Here is an 18,670-nt window from a genome sequence, read left to right on the forward strand (position 1 = left end):
ATTCGATATTATAAAACAGCTTCAATCGCACTGGTCATCTTCATAGGTGTCGTTTGTGGAGCAAAACGTTCAACGACATTCCCCTCTTTATCAATCAAAAATTTAGTAAAATTCCATTTGATAGCATTTGATAATGTGCCGGGGGCTTGTTTTTTTAGATAGTCGAAAAGAGGGTCTGCTTTTGGACCGTTGATATCAATGATTTGATGCATTGGAAAAGTAACGCCATAGGTATTTCGACAGGCTTGAGCGGCATCGCTGGCAGAAGCAACTTCTTGTTTGAATTGGTTAGAAGGAAACCCTAATATAATTAATCCTTGAGATTGATAACGCTCATAAAGTTCTTCTAATTGCTCGAATTGCGGAGCTAACCCACATTTCGTTGCGGTATTCACGATGATCATCGGTTGATTCTTGTACTTATCTAATGAATAAGAGGTTCCATCTTCTAAAGTAACCGTAAAATTATAAATACTCATCATCTTTCCTCCTCAGGATAGTTTAAAAGCTCCAAACATCAAACAAAATCATTTGTTTTCGTTTAGAGCTTAGCTAAAAATTATCTTCTACTGATAAATATGGTTATTTTGTAACTATTTGTCAAAAGTTTCGCTTATCGCTTATAAGGAAACGATTTGTTATAGAACATTGAAATGACATATCTGAGAATATATGGATTTCTCAATAGCTGTGTCAATTATGCTTCTACTTGAGACCATTCATCACGTTTTTCTAAGAATTCACGAGCGAGTGCTTGCGCACCTTCCAATGTATGGCTAGCTGCCCAGCCACATTGCGTCTCGTTGCTTGCAGGGACTTCCGTCGCTTCAAGTACATCTTTCATTGTTTGTTCTAAAACATCTAAAATATCTTCGTAACTTTCATGGTTTAAAACAGTTAAGTAAAAACCTGTTTGGCAACCCATTGGTGACCAGTCAACAATATAATCAGCATGGTTACGAATCAATTCTGCAGTTAAATGCTCTAAAGAATGTAAACTTGGCATATCCATATGCTCTTTATTCGGTTGTTTGAAGCGAACATCATATTTGATAATGACATCGCCGTGTTCCCCAGTTTTTTTATCAGCTACTCTGATATAAGGTGCTTTTACTTTTGTGTGATCAAGATTAAAACTTTCTACGTTCATTTTCATGACTTAAGGCTCCTAACTATTGGTAATCATTTTTGTTTATCGGAATCAAGTACACATCTACTAGAAGAAACTTCGATAAACACAGTGCTTCCAATTAGATTCTAACACTTATTGCTTTGTAGGTGTAGCAATCTGAAATGAAATTTATCTTTTCTTTCATTCGCTAATTTTCTTTTAATTGCTGAAATGCTTGAGTTAAATCTTCAATAAGATCATCCTCATACTCAATTCCCACGGATAAGCGGATCAATCCATCTTTGATACCTGCTTTTTCCCTTTTTTCTTTAGGAACGGAAGCATGAGTCATCACTGCGGGAAGTTCGACTAAACTTTCCACACCACCTAAGCTTTCTGCCAAAATAAACAATCGGAGAGATTCAACGAAAGGAATCGCAGCCTGTTCATTTTTTAGTGTAAAAGAAACCATGCCACTATAACCACTCATTTGTGCTTGCGCAATTTCATGATTTTTATGAGTGACCAAACCAGGATAAAAGACTTGTTCAACTTCAGGACGTCCTTTTAAAAAGTGTGCGACCGCAAAAGCATTTTTTTGATGTTCTGCCATTCGTACACTCAATGTTTTGATTCCTCTTTGAAGTAGCCAGCTGTCTTGTGGCCCTAATACACCGCCAATGGCATTTTGATAATAGCCGATAGCATCCGCTAAGGTTTCATTATTTGTAGTAACCAAACCTGCGATGAGATCACTGTGTCCTCCGAGATATTTTGTTCCGCTGTGCAAGACGATATCTGCCCCTAAGTCAAGTGGTCTCTGGAAATAAGGGGTGGCAAAAGTATTATCAACAATTGTTATCAGTTGGTGTTTTTTTGCTAGTTGACTATTTTTTTGGAGATCAGTGATTTTTAATAAAGGGTTACTTGGAGTTTCTAAATAAAGTGCTTTTGTATTGGGTTGAATGGCTTGCTCTACTTGTGCCAAATCACTCGTATCGACAATTGTATATTCCAGACCACTTTTGGTTAGGACTTGATCAAAGAGTCGAAAAGTACCACCATAAACATCATCACCTAATAAAATGTGGTCTCCTGATTGAAAAAGAGAGAAGACTGCATGAATACCGGCTAAACCAGAGGCAAAAGCAAATCCTTTGATTCCACCTTCCAACTCAGCAATCAATTCTTCAAGGGCAAAACGTGTGGGATTCCCAGAACGAGAATATTCATATTGCTTGGGATTTCCCACGCTATTTTGTCGATAAGTGGATGTTTGATAGATCGGAACACTAACTGCTCCAGTAGTAGGGTCTTCACTGATTCCGCCATGTATTAGTTTTGTTTGAATATGCATTATTTGTTCCTCCTAATTTTTTATATCTGTATTTCGGTCAAAACGACTATTTGTTTTATGAATAGATTCCTTTTGATAAATAACGGTCTGCTCCATCTGGGAAAATAGTTACCACTGAACTTCCTAAAGGTAATCGTTGGACTTCATGTAAGGCTGCCGCAAAAGCAGCGCCGCTAGAACTACCAACTAATAGACCTTGTTGCTTGGCTAGTTGCTTTGTGTAAGCAAAGCCTTCTTGATCAGAAATCGTTTCAAAACCATCTATGGTGATTCCAGAAAGAAATGGTGGGGTAAATTCAACGCCAATTCCCTCGATCTTGTGACTATGAGCAGTACCACCATTCAAAATTGAGCCTTCTGGTTCGACACCAATTAAACGAATGTCTGCATTTTGTTCCTTTAAATATTTAGCGGTGCCCGCAAACGTACCGCCACTACCAATCCCCGCTACAAAGCTAGTGATTGGTTCTGTAAGTTCTTGACTAATTTCCGGTCCGATCGTCTGATAATAGGCCATGGGATTCGCCCAATTCTCAAATTGCATTGGTAGAAAGCTGTGAGGAATGGTTTTCGCTAATTCTTTACTTTTTTCAATCGCACCAACGATGCCCAGTTCACTTGGTGTGTGGATGATTGTTGCGCCTAATGCTTTCATCACTTGTTGTTTTTCCATACTGAATTTTTCAGGAACAACAAAGATTGTTTTGATAGAATAACTTAAAGCAGTTAATGCTAAACCAATTCCAGTATTACCAGCAGTAGGTTCAATAATTGTTGTCTCTTTTGTGATCTGTCCGGTTTGAATCCCTTGTTGAATCAGATAATGACCGAGTCGATCTTTGATACTTCCGCCGGGGTTCAAATACTCTAATTTCGCATAAATAGCTGAATGTTGGGGCATAGGATAATCTTTAGCAGTAAATTTAAAAAACGGGGTGGATCCAATTGCTTCGGTGATTGTTGTAATGATCATAATTCCCTCCTAAAAAAATAGAATATAAAAAGGAGCTGACTATTAAATCAGCTCCTTGAAAAAATCATGAAATAAGTATTGGAAAACGGAAGAAGGCAATACCAATTTATGAAGGGCTATTAATAGACATGACAAATCGTATGCTGCTTTTATGCACCATACAACAACAAATATTCATTTGTTTTGATTTGCTGTTTGTCATGTGAAGTCCCTCCAAAAATGAATTTCATTAAAAATAGCATGATTAAACGAGAAAGTCAAAGAGTAAAACTTAAAAATAGATAATTCCCTAGTTTTCTAAGCGGTTGTCTGATACAATAAAGTTGATTATGATTAAGTTAAGAAGGAGCAAAAATAATGATCTCAGCAAGTGATTTAAGAGCCGGTATGACATTTGTTCAAGACGGTAAATTAATTAAAGTTTTAGACGCAAGCCACCACAAACCTGGTAAAGGAAACACTGTGATGCGTATGAAACTAAAAGATGTTCGTTCAGGAGCAACATATGACACAACTTTCCGACCAGAAGAAAAGTTTGAAAAAGCACATATTGATACGAAACCAGTACAATATTTATATACAATGGACGACACAGCATTCTTTATGGATCTTGAAACATATGAACAATATGAAATTCCAGTAGAGACTGTAGAAGAAGAAATGAAATATATTTTAGAAAATATGGAAGTAAAAATTCAATTCTTCGGCAGCGAAGTGATTGGTGTTCAACTTCCAACAACGGTTGTTTTGCGTGTTGTTGAAACACAACCTTCAATTAAAGGAGCAACCGTGACTGGTTCTGGTAAACCAGCTACAATGGAAACAGGTTTAGTCGTTAACGTTCCAGACTTCATCGAAACAGATGAACTACTTGAAATCAATACAACAGAAGGCACATACGTAAAACGTGCATCAAAATAACAATAAAGGCTTTTGTTCAAGATCCAGTAGGATACTTGAGCAAAAGCCTTTATTTATAGCTGTTTTTTTAATTTTTCATGGTGGGCATGTGAAAGTCGTTGATACAATGCCGTTTCAAAATCATTGTAACGACAAAAATCAATGACCGCATATTTTGCTGGGTCTAGCTCTGGAGGAATAAGCAAGGGTGAACCAATAATAAAAAAATCATACTGTTTCGTGAGTGGCAGATGGGCTTTTTCAATCTCGATAAAAGGAATCTTTTCACCTAGATTAAATATCTCATAAGTGATCAAGTATTCTGAAACGTTGATAAAGCCAACTTTCAATTTATAGTCTTCTTCCAGCTTGGTATAATACGGATAAAGTAAACAAGCTTGGATGAAAGCTAATTCACTACTACAATTTTTTAACCAAAGGAAGTTTTTACGATTCGCAATCTTTTTCCAATAACTTTCGATTTTAGTAGCTAAAATTTGGATCATAGGATATTTCTTTTGGATATACGTAGAAATAAAAAAGGTTGTTAAAGGGATTTTTTGTTTGAATACAGTAAAATTCAACAATGAAAGGTAGATATTCGCATGAAGGGAAGGCTCTTCATGAAAGTTGAAATTACTAATATATTTTTGACAATGCGTTTCAAACTCTTCCAAGACTTTTTTTAAATGGTTGTTCGCCTGCAGATAAGAATGTTCCACGATTGGTAATTGGACATCTGATTTGGAATTTAGAAAAGGCCAATAATAGAACAAATAAAAAAGGGAATTGATTTCTAAAATATCGAGCTTCAAATTAGCAAGTTGAAAGAAATCATAAAAAAATTCAAGATCTGTTCCACTAGGGATAAAAGAAGTGGGAGTTAATTCATAAATATCAGTGAAATGACCCTCTTTAATTCGTAAAAGATTGATTTTACAATGGAGCATAGCTTGCTTCTTGCCAATTGCATATTTATCTTTCAGATGTTCCGCTTCGTATAACTCAAATAGTGCTTTTAAATCATCGCTAAAATAGAGATCATCTAGACTTTCACCTAATGAAACAAACCAAAAAAAGTTAAAAAACATAATCCGGATCAGCATTTCCGAACCTGTTAGTGTTAAGTTCGTTAAGTTCAAAGTGATATGATAGTCTTTAAAATACTGCGCTAATTTTTTGGTTTGGCGAAAACAAGTGGAACGGCTAATATAGTTGCGTTGACAAAAAGAAGCAAGATCTTCATCTTGCTTCTTGATGATACTAAGCAATAACTGATAAGGGATACTTTGTGTGGTTAAAAAATTTTGATATTGATTGTAATGGATCATTCTTTCACGAATGATCAACTTATTTTTAGCCGTTAATAATTGTTTATTACTTATCTTTTCCAAGTCTTCTTGAATAGAAACAAGGATTTTTTTTAGTTTAACCATACTGATTGTTGTTTCTAAGTTTTCTCTTAGGTTATCGATCAAGTGCTCTCCTGGAGATAACGTCAATAGTTGACCATAAACAGCTAATTTTCCTCGCGAATGATCATCTAACAATAATTGCTCGATCAATAAATCACCATCTTTTCTAATTTAGTATTATTATTATTAACTCATTTTTATCATCTTGTAAATATGTATCTCAGATTTTTATATTTTTTCAGTAATTGTAGAAATGAGAAGAAAGTCAGTGTTTCAAAACCAAGTCTATTCGATCAGTTATTTTGAAAATATAAACTATATCATTATATAAAAATAACAGAAAGTTTATAGATATATTTTTTACTTACATATCTTCTATAGATTTGATATAACTAAAAAAACCACTTAAAAATTGAATGAGAATAAAAAGAGAAAAAATAGAGGTTTTTTCTCTTTTTTTATATTATCTAACTGAATTTTAAATAATTTTTAAGGAGGATATCTATGAGAAAGAAACAATTATTCTTTTTGTTAGGGTCTTTAGGAATCATTGTTGTACTCAATTTTTTCTTTCAGAATAGGAAACTTGTGGAAGCAAGTAATGAGGCTACTATGGAAATAATGGCTAATGAATATGGCCAAGTCCAAGCTCATCAATCTGCGGAACAATTGACCGTCGAATTAGGGCTTTCTGAGAATGACCAAGGACATAGATACTTGGTACGGGTTATTGATTCAGAAACAAAAGAAATGCTTCTACCAATTCCAACAACTGAATATACGGAATACCTTAATGAAACTAGTGGAAAATGGCTCACAACTAGCCAATTTTTCAAGCAAGAGTATCACGAGAAGTGGATTTTTGCAGGCATCAAGCAGAATCAGTCAGTTGACGTAGAAGTTTTAGTGGAACAACAAACGGCAGAAAATGAGCAAGGAAAAGCACTCACGCCGATTGTGAAGGAATCATTTAAGTTTCTGGAAAATAATACATTAGAGCAACAAAGTAATAAGGAAACTTCGCTGGAAACAACGGAGCAATCGACTAAATCTAACGAAGCAGACACAAAGGGATCAACAGAAAGAGGAAATGAAGAACAGCAAGCAAAGGGACAAGATCTTGAAGAAGAGACAAAAGAAGAGGTTGTACGTCCGTTTGAATTTCCCGCTCTCTTTTCTGCTGGAAATAATAAACAAACTGTCACACCTATCGTACCAAATTATACCAACGATTCTACTGGGGTCTACCCACAAGAAGCGTGGCAGCCGACAGGAAACGAAACGGTTCTCAATCATCAAGGAAATCAAAATGGTCAGTGGGATGGTGTGACGTCATGGAATGGCGACCCATCTAATCGGTCAAATTCTTATATTGAATACGGGGGAACAGGAGAAGAATCCTCTTATGCTATTCGTAAATATGCACGAGAAACGACTACACCAGGATTATACGATGTTTTTTTAAATGTACGTGGGAACGTTCAAAAAGAGTTTTCACCTGTAGACGTTGTATTAGTAGTCGATTGGTCAGGCAGTATGAATGAAGACAATCGTTTAGCCGAAGTGAAACGAGGGGTCAATAGTTTTGTAGATACCCTTGACCATAGTGGTATAGCTGAAAAAATCAATCTTGGCTATATTGGGTATTCTAGTGTGGGTTATAACAACGGTTCAATCCCACTAAGTTCATTCAATTCTGTAAAAAATCAGATTAAAGCGATCACTCCTTCAACGACACAAGGGGGAACCTTTACTCAAAAAGCGTTGAGAGAAGCTGGTGAGATGTTGGCTGAACAAAATAATCATGAAAAAGTGATTGTGTTATTAACGGATGGTGTGCCAACCTACTCCTATCACGTGAACAAAGTGTTTACAGAACAAGATGGTAGTTATTATGGAACTGAATTTAGCGATGTACGAGAAGGAGCCGGAAATACTTCTCTTTTAAGTAGATATTACGATGTTCCAGATCAAAACAATCGAGAGAAGCAAATTCGGAGTACGTTTATAGCGACGATTGGCGAAGCATTAGCGTTGAAAGAACGAGGAATCAAGATCCATGGCTTAGGAATCCAATTGCAATCAGATATTCCAGCTGGCTTATCAAAAGCTGATGTGGAAACAAATATGAAGAAAATGGTATCAACGGATGAATCTGGTCAATTCTATTACGAATCGGCTGATCGTGCCACAGATATTTCTGATTATTTAGCGAAAAAAGCGGTCCATATTGCTGGAACCATCAGTAATGGAAAAGTGATTGATCCGATTGCTCAACCCTTTGTTTACGAAGAAAATACCATCACGATCAAAGATGTAGGGAAAAATGCTGTCGCAGTAATGCCTACGATTGGTATTTCTGGTTCAACGATCCAAAGCAATCAACTATATTTAGGGAAAGATCAGGAAATCCAAATCCATTATCAGGTACGAATCCAAACTGAAAGTAAAACGTTTAAACCCGATGTATGGTACCAAATGAATGAAAAAACAACCTTGCAACCGACGGCGGATGCTTCAACAATTGTTGAATTTGGCGTTCCTTCCGCAAAAGCACCAGGCGTAACATTGTCTTTCACAAAAGAATGGGAAGAATATGATCATGATACTAGCCTACGACCAGATCACATCACTTATGAAATAAAACGAACGCCAACAACAGATAAAAATAGTTGGCAAACTGGATTTATCCAGTTAAATAAACCAACTAATGATACCGAGGGAACTTGGAGACGTGAAAACATCAAGTTACTCTCAGCAAGTAATGGCACTGACTATCAAGAAAACATGATGTTGCCAAAATTTAATAACCAAGGACAAGCGTTTAACTATCAAGCAAGTAACGAAATGACCGTTGAAGGCTATGAGGCTGCTAAAGTCAACGATACGACTTGGAAAAACACTAAAAAGTTTACACCATTTGATTTGAACATCACCAAACATTCTTCATCTGGAGCAAAAAATCTTGTAGGAGCAGTTTTCGAATTAACTGGTCAATCTAAAACGATCCGCTTGATCGATAACAAAGATGGCAGTTATCACTTGCCTGCTGATGTTCGACTAATGAAAGGGGAAACCTATACGCTTACAGAGGTACAGGCACCAGACGGACATGAACTTGCTCAAAAAAACACCTGGAAGATTGCGGTATCAGCCGAAGGAAAGGTAACGATCGACGGACAATCCGCAAAAATCGAGGAACAGGCGATTCTTCTAACGATCGAAAATCCTTTCAAAAAAATTCCTTTGGCGATTCACAAATATACGCTTCATGGGACAGAAAAAGTCCACTTAGCAGGTGCTGCTTTTGAATTACAGAAAAAAGATGCTGCTGATAGTTATCGAACAGTAGCGACAAAAGTATCGGAACTAACGGGACTGGCTCAATTTACAGTAGAGGAACCAGGAGAATATCGAATGGTAGAGACGAAAGGACCCGTTGGCTATGATACGATTGCTGGGAATTATGAATGGACGATTGATCAATATGGCACGATCTACTATGAACATGAAAATGTTGAGGTAGATCCGCACTGGACATTACAGCATCAAAACCATCTCAAACCTTTTAATCTTACGGTCTATAAAAAACAAGATAACGGTCAATCATTGAAAGGGGCTAGCTTTAAACTAGAGGGGGAAGGGTCAAGTGTCGAACTACCTCAAGCAGGTGAATCAACGGATACATTTACATTTGAAAACCTTCAACCTGGTTCTTACACGTTAACGGAAACCAAAACACCAGATGGGTATCAAGGATTGAAAAAGCCAGTCTTGATCGTGGTGAAGGAAGATGGAACAGTGACCGTGGATGGGTCCAAACAAGAAAGTGGATTAGTAGCTGGAGACGAAAATAATCAAATTACGTTAACGATTACCAATCAAGTCAAAGTTCCTTTACCTGAGACTGGCGGAATGGGTCGTATTTGGTTCTATTTAGCTGGTTTCCTTGCGATAAGCAGCACATGTTTCGTTGCCTTTTTCAAAAAACAAAGAAAGGGCGTGGCGTAATGAAAAAAAGAATCTGGTATATCTTGTTCCTCATTCCGCTGTTGTTGACGATTGGATCGCAAAGAAGTGCGGCTCAAAATATTCCGAACCAATCTTCGAATAAGCAAGTACAGATTATCTTGCATAAACTTCTGTTTACGGAAGGGAATTTACCTGATCCACAAAAAAATACGGGTGAAGAGCAAGTATTCTTCCAAGAAGCTCAGGGACTAAATGAGGTGAGTTTTTCGGTTTATGATGTCACAGCTTCTTTCTATCAATTGAGAGAACAAGGGATCGATGTCACAACAGCGCAACAACAATTAGCAAAAAAGGGACAAGAGATCGGAACGTTTGTAACAGAACAAATCACCAAAACCGTTGGTAACGAAGCTGGTATCGCTCAATTTCAATTACCAAAGCAAGATGCACAAGGAAGAGATCAAGTGTATCTTTTTCAAGAAACGAAGACGCCAGTAAACGTCAAAGAAAAATCAGCCAATTTAGTTGTGGTACTCCCAATTAATAATGAGCAAGGTCAAGAATTGAAGACGATTCATTTATATCCTAAGAACGAAGAAACGACTCCACTTTCTTTTTTGGAAAAAAAGATCCAAGGAGATTCCAGTGTTTCGTTTGGTGAAATCGTCACTTATACAGTAGATACCATTGTTTCTGACTGTCAAAGCTATCAACTCATTGATGAAGCTGATGATCATTTGCTCTTCTTACCTGATACATGGAAACTCAAAATTGGCGGACAAGAAATACATTCCGGGTATAAGATGGTTTCTCATCAAAATGGCTTTGAATTGACATTGGCTAAAGAGACACTCCAAAAAATGGTTGGACAACCACTTTCGATTACCTATCAGATGCAAGCATCAGCGACAGCAATTCCAGACGAGGAATTGAAGAATAACGTCACGGTCACTACAGAACGTGAGTACCTCCAACGATCAACAGCCATCCGTACGGGAGGAAAGCATTTTTTGAAAATTGATAGTCGAAATCAAAGTCCTCTACAAGGCGCTGTATTTCTAGTAAAAAATCAAAGAGGTAAATACCTTCATCAAACGAAGGAAGGCGTTACTTGGCGAATGAGTAGTGAAGGAGCGTATAGACTTACTTCCGACCAATCAGGGAATTTTTCAGTTCGAGGGTTGACCGACGGGAATTATTACCTTGAAGAGATCCAGTCACCGAAAGGTTATATCAAAAGTGAAGAGCTAATTCCTTTTGTAGTTGAAAAAAATTCGTTTCAGCAAAACGGACAACAGGCGGATCCTTTGAAGGTAAAGAATCGTAAAGCAGATTTCGGTTTGCTGCCTAAAACAAATGAAAAAAATAGCCAGTTTTATGTCATCGTTGGGCTAATACTAGTTAGTATCAGTCTGTGGAAATGGAGAAAGAAAGGTGAAAATAAATGAAAAAAGAGTGGAAAGCAATCGACATTTGTTGGGGAATATTATTCGTGTTATCAGCTGTTTTAGGTAGCTGGGTAGGGCAATCGCCTGTCTTTGCAGCTACCGATCAAGAAGTTGCACAAGTGATCTTGCATAAGAAAAAAGCACTTTCTTTACCCAATGTTATTCAAAACAGTGGGAAAGAGATGACAGAGTTTGACCAATATCAAGGTCTAGGAGATGTATCATTTACTGTTTATAATGTAACGAATCAATTTTATGAACAACGAAATAATGGTAAATCAGTCGAAGAAGCGCAACAAGCAGTTCAAGAACTGACTCCTGGAGAACCAATCACGTCTGGAACGACAGATGCACAAGGAAGCGTAACACTGGAATTGCCAAAATCTCAAAATGGAAAAGATGCGGTTTATGTCATCAAAGAAGAACCGAAAGCAGGGGTAGTCTCAGCTGGCAATATGGTATTGGCTTTTCCTGTTTATGAAATGATCAAACAACCAGACGGCTCTTATCAGTATGGTACAGAAGAATTAGACACGATTCATTTATATCCTAAAAATCTTGTTTCTAATAATGGGGTATTGCAAGTCAAAAAAGTGGGGACAGCCGAAAATGAACCATTGAATGGCGCAGTCTTTAACATTTCAAAAACCGAAGGAGCAGTAAAAAAATACCTTCATAGTGTGAAAGACGGGCTTTATACTTGGACAACTGATCAAACCGCTGCTAAATCTTTTTTGACTGGGAAAACGTATCATATCGGAACAGCTGACTTCATTGAAGAAAACAGTGAAAAAGGTCAGATGGAAATTTACGGGTTAGAAGTTGGCCACTACCTTTTGGAAGAAGTGAAGGCACCAGATAACGCCGCATTGATTGAGAGTCAAACGAAAACAGCATTTGAAATTACCGAAAATAATCAAACGCCTGTCGAAAAAACGATTAAAAATGATACATCAAAAGTTGAAAAAAGTACGCCAAAATTAAATGGCAAAGATGTAGCAATTGGCGAAATGATCCAGTATGAAATCAAGGTCAATCTTCCCGAAGGAATTGCTGATAAAGAAGGTTCAATGAACAAATACACGAAATTCAATTTAATCGATCAACACGATGCAGCATTGACTTTTCATCATGCAGTCAATGGCGCCAATGGCTATGCACTTTACGATGGAGAAACAACAATCGATCCAAGTCATTATACAGTGATTGAGCAAGAAAATGGCTTTACGGTGGCAGTTGATCCAGCGTACATTCCTTCTTTAACGCCTGGAGGAACATTGAAATTTATTTATTATATGTATTTGAATGACCAAGCAAATCCAACTACAGGATACCAAAATGAAGCAAATGTAGAAAACGACTATACGAAAGACCAAACACCACCAACTGTTGAAGTAGTTACAGGTGGTAAGCAGTTTATCAAAGTTGATGGAGCGGTTTCAACAAACCAACCGTTAGCAGGTGCTAGCTTTGTCGTTCGAGACCAAGATTCAAGTGAGGCGAACTATTTGTTGATTGATCCTCAAACGAAAGCCGTTAATTGGACGAAAGAGCAAGGAAAAGCGACTGTTTTTACTACTGAAAAAGATGGGTTGATTACCATCATTGGATTAGCTTATGGAACCTACTATTTAGAAGAAATCAAGGCACCAGAAAATTATGTACAGTTGACTAACCGCCTTTCATTTGTAGTCGATGAACAATCTTATCATTTGTCTGGACAAGTCATTTCACCAGAAAAGGTACCAAACAAGCATAAAGGAACATTACCTTCTACAGGTGGCAAAGGGATTTACCTTTATCTAACAATTGGTACAGTCTTATTAATCATGGGAATTGGTTATTTTGTAAAAGTAAAAAAATCCCATCAATAAAAGGAAAAACGAGTCAAAAAAGGATGACGATCAATGAGTAACAAAAAGCGGCGATATTTGGATAGTTTCATGACCTTGTTATTCATCACAGGAATCGTAATTTTTATGTATCCTTTTGTTAGTGATCGTATCAATGATTACCTGGATCAGCAAATCATTAGAAAATACCAACAACAAGCACAACAACAAAAGACAGAAGAGTTAGAGAAAATCCAACAAGAATATCTAGAAAAAAATCGAGAACTTGCAAAAAGTAATTCTTCCCCAGGCTCTGACCCATTCGCCGAAGAAGAACCGGAGAAGGTAACACAATCAACGATCCAAAAACATACCATTGGTGTGTTATCAATCCCGAAAATCAATGTGCGACTACCGATTTTTGACCAAACGACTTCTTTTTTTCTGGAAAAAGGTGCCTCTTTATTGGCAGGAACCTCTTATCCAGTTGGGGGTGAAAGTACTCATGCCGTTCTTTCTAGTCATCGTGGATTACCCAAAGCCAAACTATTTACGGATTTAGATCAACTAGAGAAAAACGATTTGTTTTTTATCGAAAGTCAGAATGGTAAATTAGCGTATCAAGTGGATCAAATCAAAATTATTGAGCCTACAGATCTTGATGATCTGATGATTGAAAAAGGGCAGGATTTAGTTACATTATTAACATGTACCCCTTATATGGTCAATAGTCACCGGTTGCTGGTACGAGGACACCGTATTCCCTATGAAGATCAAGACATTGAAAAAGAAGTCAAGAAAATCGATAGCCAAAAAAAACGATCTCTTTTGATTCTTGGATTCGTATTGATTGGATTGCTAGTGGTCGGGATAGTGTGTTTCATTTGCTATTTTAAACATTAAGTTTTAATATAGTTTTGAAAACTAGATGTAAAAGTCTTACAAACAGTATATAATAGGTTTATAAGAAGAAGGCATCAATGATTGGAGGAAATACAAAAATGGAAGTAGAATTTAGTCGGAAGTATCAAATAGTGAATGAAGTGTTGAATGCCGTCACCCATGGAATTGCAGCGTTTTTAAGTCTCATTTGTTTTGACTTGCTGATGGAACAAGCTCATTCAACCCTCGATTATGTTGCGTTTATCATTTATGGCAGTTCGCTGTTTTTGCTTTTTTTCAGTTCTACGTTGTTCCATAGCTTGATTTTTACAAAAGCAAAAAAAGTGTTTCAAATATTCGATCATTGTTCGATCTATTTACTGATTGCCGGGACCTATACGCCTTTTTGCCTGTTAATCGTTCAGGGACTTTCTGGTGTACTATTACTTAGTGTAATCTGGGCAACAGCAGTTATCGGGATCATTTACAAGTGTTTGACTTTAGCGAAAGCCAGTCAGGTTTCTAAAGTATCAACGATTATTTATAATGTGATGGGCTGGGGAATCGTGATTGTTTTACCAAAACTTTATCAAAACATCAATTTGACCGGTTTACTTTTATTGGTCGCTGGTGGGTTAGCTTACTCGATCGGCTCAATTTTTTATAGCATGAAAAGTAAGAGATTCACACATGTTATTTGGCACTTATTTGTGATGTTAGGTGCATCATTGATGTTTTTAGCCGTTTACTTTGGGTATGTGGTTTAAATAAAATCAATTTAAGAATGAATTTTCTGATGAACAAAGGAATAGCTCTTTTTTTTACAACGAAGGATTAAAAAAATACGTTTGGTTTCGATGGAATGATCGCAACCAAACGTATTTTTATTTGATGGAGCAGTTGCTTTCACTAGATTGTATGATTGAAATAGTGAGATTTATGAGCATATCCATTGTTTTTTAATCTTTTATTCGCTAGTTTTGTATTTATACAAAAAAATGTATGAATGCACTTTTTTTTATTAAATTTATGAATATAGTAGACAATCACTGAGAATTTGTTTAATATTATTCAAATAAAATTCAAATCTTAATGAGAGAAATTTTAAAAAACATTGCGGAAAAGAGGTAGTCTCGAATGTCAGAATTAATGATCGGTGAAATTCCTGTTAGTCAATTAGTAAAACAATATCAAACACCCCTTTATGTTTACGACGAGAAGCAAATGGTGGAGAACATCAAGGCATTTAAACAAGGATTTCAATCAGATCATTTTAAGACAAAGATTTTATATGCATCAAAAGCATTTCAGACCGTCGCCATGTTAAAACTGATTCAATCACAAGGATTAGGTTTAGATGTAGTTAGTGGTGGCGAGATTTATACAGCTGTGTGTGCTGACTTTCCAATGGAAGAGGTCTATTTTCATGGAAACAATAAAACACCTGCGGAAATCCGTTATGCTATTGAAAATGGACTTGTTCATTTTGTAGCGGATAATCTCATGGAAGTTGAATTGTTAGTCGCACTTAGCCAAGAATATCAAAAAGAACTCCAGGTAATGATCCGGTTGAATGTAGGGATCGAAGCACATACGCATGAATATGTCGTTACCGCTCATATTGATTCAAAATTTGGTCTACTCTATGAAAGTGAAGAGTGTCAAAAAGCGATCCAATTTATTCAGGGTAGTGAATTTTTACAGTTAGAAGGCTTTCATGCACATATTGGTTCGCAGATTTTTGAACTATCGGCATGGATAGCAGAAATCCATAAACTGGTTGGTTATCTTAAAGATTTTGATGAAGTACTTTCGCTAAATCTTGGGGGAGGGTTCGGTATTCGTTATACCGAAAGTGATCAGCCATTACCCATTGAAGAATCTGTTCGAGAATTAGTACGTTTTACGGAAGAAGCTTTAAAAAAACAAGGATTAGTAATCAATGAATTGTTGATCGAACCCGGAAGAAGTATCGTTGGGGAAGCAGGAACGACGCTTTATACGGTAGGATTTATTAAGCAAACGCCGAATAAAAAGTATTATTTTGTCGATGGGGGAATGACCGATAATATCCGTCCAGCACTCTATCAAGCGAGCTATCAATGTGATCTGGCAACCAAATTAAGGGAAAAGAAAACCGAAAAAGTCACGATCGCTGGGAAAATGTGTGAGTCAGGTGATGTGGTTATTCAAGAAGCTCTTTTGCCTATCGCTGAACCCGGAGATATATTAGCGGTATATGCCACAGGCGCTTATGGTTATTCAATGAGTAGCAACTATAACCGAGCCTTGACGCCTGCTGTGGTATTCGTCAACGGTGAAACTGCTCGATTAGTGGTACGTAGGCAAGAATATGAGGATTTATTGCGAGGTGAAGTTCAATGATCCTGCATAAATATAATGGTTGCGGCAATGATTTTATCTTAATGGACTATGAAGAAGGAATCGATTATCACCAATTAGCCAGCAAGTGGTGTGGACAGGATCGATTTGATACAGATGGGTTGATTGTCGTTCGAGAGCAACCTTTAACGATGCTTTATTTCAATAAAGATGGCAGTCAGGCGCCGATGTGTGGGAATGGGATTCGTTGTTTTGCTCGGTATGTATGGGATAAAGCTATGGTAGAAACTTCACCTTTCGACGTACACACATTAGCGGGTGTGATTTCCATTGAAATTTTGACAAAAGAACCTTTTTATTGTACCGCTCAGATGGGACAACCCGATTATTCAACAGAAAAGTTAGCGCTCAATCAAACAGAACCCATCGTGGATCAAATAGTACGTATTGGACAAGTGGATGTCCAGCTAACTAGTTTGTTTATGGGCACGATCCATACTGTTGTTTTTGTAGAGGATGCAAAAGCGCAACAAATGAAAGCGTTAGGGGAACAGATTTGTCACCATCCATTATTCTCAGAAAAAACCAATGTTAATTTTGTCCAACGAGTCAATGAACAGGAACTGATCGTACGCACGTATGAACGTGGCGTTGGTTGGACATTGGCTTGTGGTACTGGCTGTTGTGCGGCTTATGTCGTAGCTAGAGATCATGGGTACTTGGCAAGCGCTAAGGCCATGATTCACTTAGAGCAAGGAGAGTTAATGATTACTGGGGAGACACAAATACAAATGACGGGACCAGCTGTTCATGAATGGTCACAAAAGGAGATGTCGTATGATTAAAGGTTCGATCGTTGCGTTGATTACACCGATGGATGCGCTTGGCGAAATTGACTATCAGGGATTAGAGAAACTAATTGAGTTTCATCTTTCAGAAGGTACAGATGGCCTGTTAGTGTTAGGAACAACTGGGGAATCTTCGACGTTAACGCCAGAAGAAGAAGAGGAGATTCTACGTTTTACAGTAGCAAAAGTAAATAAAAGAATCCCAGTCATCGCAGGCGCAGGAACAAACGATACGAAAAAAACAATTGAAAGAGTCCAACGTTTAGCAGCGATTGGGGCGGATCAATTGTTAGTGATCACGCCTTATTATAATAAGACAAGTGATGCAGGTTTGTTGGCGCATTTTACTGCAATTGCTGACCAATCACCACGACCGATCATTTTATACAATGTACCATCTAGAACTGGAATGACGATCCCAATCCCAGTCCTGGAAAAATTAGCGACACATCCACAAATCAGCGGGATCAAAGAAGCATCAGGTGATCTTGCTTATGTGATGGCAATTGGTCGTCTTTTGACAGACTCGTTTGTCCTTTATAGTGGCAACGATGATGCTATTTTGCCAATATTAAGTGTGGGTGGAAGTGGGGTTATCAGTGTTTGGGCCAATATCCAGCCTAGATTAGTCCATGAATTAGTCGCAACGTTTGAGCAAGGGGATCTTCGACGAGCGCAGCAAATCCAATTAACTGCCTTACCATTGATCCATGCCTTGTTTAGTGAAACAAATCCGATCCCAATAAAAGCCGCAATGGAGATGATGGCTCTTCCTTCAGGTGCGTTACGGCTACCACTTGTTCCTCTGTCTGAGGACAAGCGAGGAGTATTACAGGAATTATTACCTATGAAAGGACGAGAACAGGTATGAAAATTGGTGTAGTCGGACATGGACGAATGGGTAAAAAAATCCAAGAAGTCATTGAATCTTATGAGCATGAAGTCGTTTTTCCAAAGGTCTCCCTTAAAGAAGCGACTACTTTATCTTTTCCGAGTAATATCTCACTCCTTATTGATTTTTCTCACGCAGATAATTTGGAAAAAGTGCTAGATTATGGAGCAGCACACCAACTTCCAGTCGTGATCGGAACGACTGGCTATAGTGAGGAACAATTCCAGGCAATCGAAGCGTTTGGGCAACGTTTCCCCATTTTATACAGTGCGAACTTTTCTTTAGGGATTTTTGTCATGAATCAATTAGTGAAGCAGGCTGCTGAATTATTGAAAACATGGCAAATCGAATTGATTGAAAAACATCATGACCAAAAAAAAGATGCGCCTTCTGGAACGGCTCAATCACTACTCGCTAGTATGCAAGAAGTCCGCAAACTATCTCCTGTTTTCCAATGGAAAGATCAACCTAGAAAAACCGATGAAATCGGAGTACACAGTTTACGTATTGGTTCTGTACCTGGAGAGCACGAAGTTTTATTTGCATCTACGGATGAAGTATTATCAATCAAACATGAGTCGTTTTCCAATCAGATTTTTGCAGAAGGAGCAGTAAGTGCAGCTTTTTGGTTAAGCAATCAACCAGCTGGATACTATCAATTAGCAGATACTTTAGGTGGATAAAGGAGAGAAAGCAA

At 37.5% G+C, this 18,670-nt stretch carries 15 protein-coding genes; 10 read left to right on the forward strand and 5 right to left on the reverse strand.

Annotation, left to right across the window (positions count from 1 at the left end):
• Positions 1–8 precede the first annotated feature (8 nt).
• The 4 genes from AB3H90_RS02630 to AB3H90_RS02645 form a co-directional block, all read right to left on the reverse strand.
• Positions 9–479: a glutathione peroxidase gene (locus tag AB3H90_RS02630; RefSeq protein WP_034699391.1), complete on the reverse strand. Its 471-nt coding sequence runs from the start codon at positions 477–479 to the stop codon at positions 9–11.
• Between the two features lie 218 nt (positions 480–697).
• Positions 698–1,156 (reverse strand): S-ribosylhomocysteine lyase, encoded by a 459-nt coding sequence (locus AB3H90_RS02635; RefSeq protein ID WP_010720211.1) that lies wholly within the window; start codon positions 1,154–1,156, stop codon positions 698–700.
• Positions 1,157–1,319: 163 nt separating this feature from the next.
• A complete protein-coding gene (locus AB3H90_RS02640) occupies positions 1,320–2,468 on the reverse strand; it encodes a cystathionine gamma-synthase (RefSeq protein WP_368016128.1) in 1,149 nt (382 codons plus the stop codon).
• Positions 2,469–2,523: 55 nt separating this feature from the next.
• On the reverse strand, positions 2,524–3,441 hold the full coding sequence (locus tag AB3H90_RS02645) for a PLP-dependent cysteine synthase family protein (RefSeq protein WP_010720209.1): 918 nt from the start codon (positions 3,439–3,441) through the stop codon (positions 2,524–2,526).
• A gap of 357 nt (positions 3,442–3,798) precedes the next feature.
• On the opposite strand from AB3H90_RS02645, the gene efp reads away from it, so the two are divergent.
• A complete protein-coding gene (gene efp / locus AB3H90_RS02650) occupies positions 3,799–4,362 on the forward strand; it encodes an elongation factor P (RefSeq protein WP_010720208.1) in 564 nt (187 codons plus the stop codon).
• A gap of 53 nt (positions 4,363–4,415) precedes the next feature.
• Here the strand turns inward: efp and AB3H90_RS02655 are convergent, their stop codons facing one another.
• Entirely contained in the window at positions 4,416–5,906 is a 1,491-nt protein-coding gene (locus AB3H90_RS02655; protein WP_368016130.1) for a helix-turn-helix domain-containing protein, read from the reverse strand.
• Positions 5,907–6,260: 354 nt separating this feature from the next.
• On the opposite strand from AB3H90_RS02655, the gene AB3H90_RS02660 reads away from it, so the two are divergent.
• From AB3H90_RS02660 to dapB, 9 genes are all read left to right on the forward strand, one after another.
• Positions 6,261–9,767, forward strand: coding sequence for a SpaA isopeptide-forming pilin-related protein (locus tag AB3H90_RS02660; RefSeq protein WP_368016131.1), 3,507 nt, complete (start codon positions 6,261–6,263; stop codon positions 9,765–9,767).
• Positions 9,767–11,176, forward strand: coding sequence for a SpaH/EbpB family LPXTG-anchored major pilin (locus tag AB3H90_RS02665; RefSeq protein ID WP_368016132.1), 1,410 nt, complete (start codon positions 9,767–9,769; stop codon positions 11,174–11,176). The genes AB3H90_RS02660 and AB3H90_RS02665 overlap by 1 nt, the downstream gene beginning before the upstream one ends.
• The gene (locus AB3H90_RS02670; protein ID WP_368016133.1) at positions 11,173–13,050 is read left to right on the forward strand and encodes a SpaH/EbpB family LPXTG-anchored major pilin; all 1,878 of its coding nucleotides are present in this window, start codon (positions 11,173–11,175) and stop codon (positions 13,048–13,050) included. The genes AB3H90_RS02665 and AB3H90_RS02670 overlap by 4 nt, the downstream gene beginning before the upstream one ends.
• A gap of 33 nt (positions 13,051–13,083) precedes the next feature.
• Entirely contained in the window at positions 13,084–13,911 is an 828-nt protein-coding gene (locus AB3H90_RS02675) for a class C sortase (RefSeq protein ID WP_034699403.1), read from the forward strand.
• Between the two features lie 98 nt (positions 13,912–14,009).
• A complete protein-coding gene (locus AB3H90_RS02680) occupies positions 14,010–14,657 on the forward strand; it encodes a hemolysin III family protein (RefSeq protein ID WP_025480259.1) in 648 nt (215 codons plus the stop codon).
• 370 nt (positions 14,658–15,027) lie between these two features.
• Complete coding sequence (gene lysA / locus AB3H90_RS02685) at positions 15,028–16,275, forward strand: diaminopimelate decarboxylase (protein ID WP_010738544.1); 1,248 nt, start codon at positions 15,028–15,030, stop codon at positions 16,273–16,275.
• On the forward strand, positions 16,272–17,078 hold the full coding sequence (gene dapF, locus AB3H90_RS02690; RefSeq protein ID WP_368016134.1) for a diaminopimelate epimerase: 807 nt from the start codon (positions 16,272–16,274) through the stop codon (positions 17,076–17,078). The genes lysA and dapF overlap by 4 nt, the downstream gene beginning before the upstream one ends.
• The gene (dapA, locus tag AB3H90_RS02695) at positions 17,071–17,952 is read left to right on the forward strand and encodes a 4-hydroxy-tetrahydrodipicolinate synthase (RefSeq protein ID WP_368016136.1); all 882 of its coding nucleotides are present in this window, start codon (positions 17,071–17,073) and stop codon (positions 17,950–17,952) included. The genes dapF and dapA overlap by 8 nt, the downstream gene beginning before the upstream one ends.
• Positions 17,949–18,656 carry a 4-hydroxy-tetrahydrodipicolinate reductase gene (gene dapB, locus AB3H90_RS02700; protein WP_034699411.1) on the forward strand — a complete coding sequence of 236 codons (708 nt, stop codon included), beginning with the start codon at positions 17,949–17,951 and terminating at the stop codon, positions 18,654–18,656. The genes dapA and dapB overlap by 4 nt, the downstream gene beginning before the upstream one ends.
• Positions 18,657–18,670: the final 14 nt, after the last annotated feature.

Origin of the sequence: Enterococcus sp. C63, assembly GCF_040887215.1 — a bacterium.
In the GTDB taxonomy this organism is placed as follows: domain Bacteria; phylum Bacillota; class Bacilli; order Lactobacillales; family Enterococcaceae; genus Enterococcus_B; species Enterococcus_B hirae.